The 244-nt window shown below is 45.1% G+C and carries 1 protein-coding gene; it reads right to left on the bottom strand.

What is annotated here, in order from left to right; genetic code table 11:
• A partial coding sequence (locus tag HT718_RS09435) for a DUF1542 domain-containing protein (RefSeq protein ID WP_173268292.1) occupies nt 1-244 on the bottom strand: 244 nt, incomplete at both ends.

Raw genomic sequence — 244 nt, 5'->3', positions numbered from 1 at the left:
ACTTCAGCTTTCGCTGCTGCTTTTTCATCGTCTGACAATTTAGCATTCTTATCAATTGACGCAATCTTAGCTTCTGATGCTGCTTGGATAGCTTCTAGCGCTTTCTCTTTTCCTACTGGACTTACTGCTTCAATTGCTTTAACTCCTGTAGTTTGAGCACCATCTACGCCTTCTTGATCTTTCGCTTCATTGATGGCATTGACTGCGGCGAGGGCAGCTTTCGCTACTTCAGCTTTCGCTGCTG

The organism is Streptococcus sp. 714 (assembly GCF_013277115.1).
In the GTDB taxonomy this organism is placed as follows: domain Bacteria; phylum Bacillota; class Bacilli; order Lactobacillales; family Streptococcaceae; genus Streptococcus.
The sequence above is the reverse complement of the archived record's forward strand: the minus strand, read 5'-3'. Positions and strand labels throughout refer to the sequence as shown.